The organism is Prevotella conceptionensis 9403948 (assembly GCF_000312305.1).
GTDB classification, from domain to species: domain Bacteria; phylum Bacteroidota; class Bacteroidia; order Bacteroidales; family Bacteroidaceae; genus Prevotella; species Prevotella conceptionensis.
Map to the genome: position 1 here is coordinate 2,830 of NZ_HE999465.1, position 3,265 is coordinate 6,094.

At 43.6% G+C, this 3,265-nt stretch carries 2 protein-coding genes; both read right to left on the reverse strand.

From position 1 onward, the window contains the following. Nucleotides 1–38: 38 nt before the first annotated feature. The gene (locus BN93_RS15490; protein ID WP_019189199.1) at nt 39–716 is read right to left on the reverse strand and encodes a hypothetical protein; all 678 of its coding nucleotides are present in this window, start codon (nt 714–716) and stop codon (nt 39–41) included. After that, nucleotides 685–3,265: RHS repeat domain-containing protein (locus BN93_RS15495; protein WP_019189200.1), on the reverse strand; the 2,581-nt coding region annotated here is incomplete at its 5' end. The genes BN93_RS15490 and BN93_RS15495, both read right to left, overlap by 32 nt.

The following is a 3,265-nucleotide window of genomic DNA, read 5'->3' on the forward strand; positions in this document are numbered from 1 at the left end:
TCTTGCCCTGTTTATTGCTCATGAGACAGTCTTTCTTATTATCTTAAACTCGCATATGTTATTCTAATCTCATTTTTTTCTTTCCCTAAAATCGTTATATATATAATTCTACCATAATTATCATATTTGTACTGACATCTGTAACTAATGGTCTCATTAGAAAAATCCGGCATATATTTATATCGGAATTCTTTAAGTAAGCCTTTTTCTATAACTATTGTGAGCGTTAGGACATAATCAACTCTTGCATTGATATATGTGTAATATTTGTTAATTTTTAATATATTAATCGTTTTACAATTGTCTTTTGTCTGAATAAAAGATTGAATTTCCGACTTATCATAACTGGACAATATATCAGAGATAATACAAAGGTCTTCGAAGATAACCTCCGGATATTTTATAATCACCCCCCACGATTCCAAGTATTTTAATTGTTCGAAAAAGATATTTTGCATATCTTTCTCGACCTTTGTGAGCCTTATAGGCTTCTTTTTCCTGCTTTTATAGACAGCTTCTTTCTTTCCATTTATATATAGACTCTTGGAAGTATACCCAGATTCATACGATAAGGTAACGTCCACCTGATGACTTTCCGCTACCTTACTGTTAAGAGGAAAATATAATAATAAAAGAAGTAAAAACACTTTCATAATTAATATCTTGTATAATGACAAGTTTTTATTAATTTGTTTTCCAAAATATTGTTCTACCATATACAGCAGTGGATTGTAACCGCATTTTTCCCGCATTAGGGTTAGGAATTGACTTCTTTGTTACTGAGTTATAAAAAGAATCCCGTGCAGCACGAATCATAGGTGCTTTGAATGCTTTACCAATATTATTTTTCCACTGAGCATAATGTTTTGGAGAAATATTCCAACCCATAGTATTCATATGTATTTCAAAATGACCATTACTTCTACGCTGTTCATTTTCTGAGAATTGGGCTTGCTCAGCTCCATCCCACATTGTTGCACCATAACTATAATCTATACCATTTTTAAGTGCATTAATTTCAGCTGCAATAGCTGTCCGCATAAGAGGTAAATCATTTCTTTCTTTAGCACTTTTACTTCTAAAATCTTTTGCAGGCTCAGAACTTATTCCATAAGCTTTTGAATTCCGCTGATGAACACTTGCAATTGCATACATCTCCTTTTTCAAATCTTCCGATGGTTCACTTTTTTTATCACGGACTCTATAAGCACTACTCTCCCCATATACTGTTGAAGATTGGCTTATAAATTTGGAATGATGTATTGATAATTTCTGGGAATTTTCGAAAACATTTACCATATTTCCATTTTTGTCCTTGCTCTGATGGACGCCACTGGCTGTATAAACAAAATTATCTTTCTTTTTATCAGAGCCTAACCATACACCTTCATTTGTGTAATAATCACCTTGTCCATCCGGGTCGAATAAACATATTGGATTCCCATGACAATATACAAAAGCAGATACATTTTCATATTCTTCACTTAGAGGATCACTTCCATACCACATGGAGATTTTGGGATCCATGTATCTTGCACCGTAATAGTATAATCCTGTTTCTTCATCTAATTCCTTGCCATTGAACTTATACGGCATTTCTTCAGACGATGAGTGTTCATCTACCAACAGCTCACCGTAGGGCAGATAGGCGTTGAACTGGGTGATATTGGCATCTTTGTCGGTGATATAGCTGGTGCTGCCGAGGTGGTCACTATGATAGAAGAAGATGTCTTCAATGTTGGTTGTGTCCGAGGGGACATAGCCATAACCCGGCTGCGCATTGTCAGGGTCTTCGGGTTTCTGCCATTGAATGGGTGGACCAGGAACATCTCCTTTCTTGTTGAACTTCGGTCGTTGCACCCAACCTTCGGGCACAGAGTGGTCGCCCAGCTCTCCGATGATGGTGTTGTAGCCATAACCCGTGTTGTCGGGATCGGCCGTTGCACCCTTCATCGTAGGCACACCCGGTGGCGTGCCCAGCTTGCGGTAATACTCCTCGCGCTGTTTCTCTATCTGCAGCATGCGGGCAGCATAGTCTTTCTGGCCTGCCGTAACGTTGTTGCTGCTGATGCCGTAGACATTGCTGAACCTGCCTGTCCCCAGTTTGGAGGCAATTCGTTTGTCGCCGATAAAGTAATGCTTGGTAAAGCGGTTCTTCGTTACGGTGATAATCGGGGCGGGATAGATGGTGTAATCCTCGGTTTCGTGGAACGTCATTCCCTGCGGCGCACCATTTACATATACGCCTTCGAGGTCGCCGTGGCTCTTGACGATGCGCTCGCCGGCGGCATTGTAGGTGTATCGGCTGGTCTTACCGTTGTCCGACAATACCATCAGGCGGTTGTCCTCGTCCCAATACATTCTCCGCTCGGTGTTCAGGCTGTCGTTCTCCACCAGCGTGGGATTGCCGTTGGCATCGTAAGTGTAATGCTCATGCCCTATCTGCGTGGGAGCCGTGGGATGGTTGCTGTCCTCGTACTGATAGGTGAAGTCGTAAGACTGCGCCGTCTTTGAGGAGTCAACCTTCTGCACCTTGGTGAGCGGTTCGCTCATCCGTCCGAAGGTCATCGTCATCTCATACTTCGCACCCTTCGCCTCACCGTTGGCCCTTATCAGGCGGTTAAGGTCGTCGTAAGCGTAAGTGTGGTTGAAAGCACCGCCGAGTTTTGCCTTGCTGTTATTGCTATTGTTGTTACTATTGTTGTTATTACTATTGTTGTTATTACTATTGTTGTTATTACTATTGTTGTTATTACTAGCGGCCTGCGTCGGGTCTACGGCATTGGCAATACCCAAGATATTGTCCACAGCATCGTATCGGTACTTGTTTTCCATCACAGCCCTACCGTCCGCCGTAAGGTTCATCGCCTGCAGACGTTCACGCTGCTTGTCGTAGGTGTAGGTTGTCTCCGTGCCGTTGCCCAGCTTGGTGTAGACGGTATGTCCGTCCTTGTCATAACCTATCCTGTCAACAATAACGCTCTCACGCCCCTGTTTATTGCCCGAAAGGCGAACTATTTGCCCTGCCGCATTGTAATGATAGGTAACCACCTCCCCGTCGGGGTAGGTCATGGTGCGTACGCGGTTCCAACTGTCGTACGTGGCGCCGTAGACATAGGTGCGCACATCGGCGGTACTCACCATCACCGAGCGAACCGTCTTCACCACTTCGCCCTGGTTGCCGTAGTAGTAGGCTTCACCACCCGACGCGTCTTCCACCAGCACCAGCCTGCCTGCCCGGTTGTACTTCTCGCCCGGCTTGCCA

Bases quoted from the DNA above. Each gene is read 5' to 3' on its own strand.
- BN93_RS15490 (WP_019189199.1), bottom strand. From the start codon at position 716: ATGGTAGAACAATATTTTGGAAAACAAATTAATAAAAACTTGTCATTA.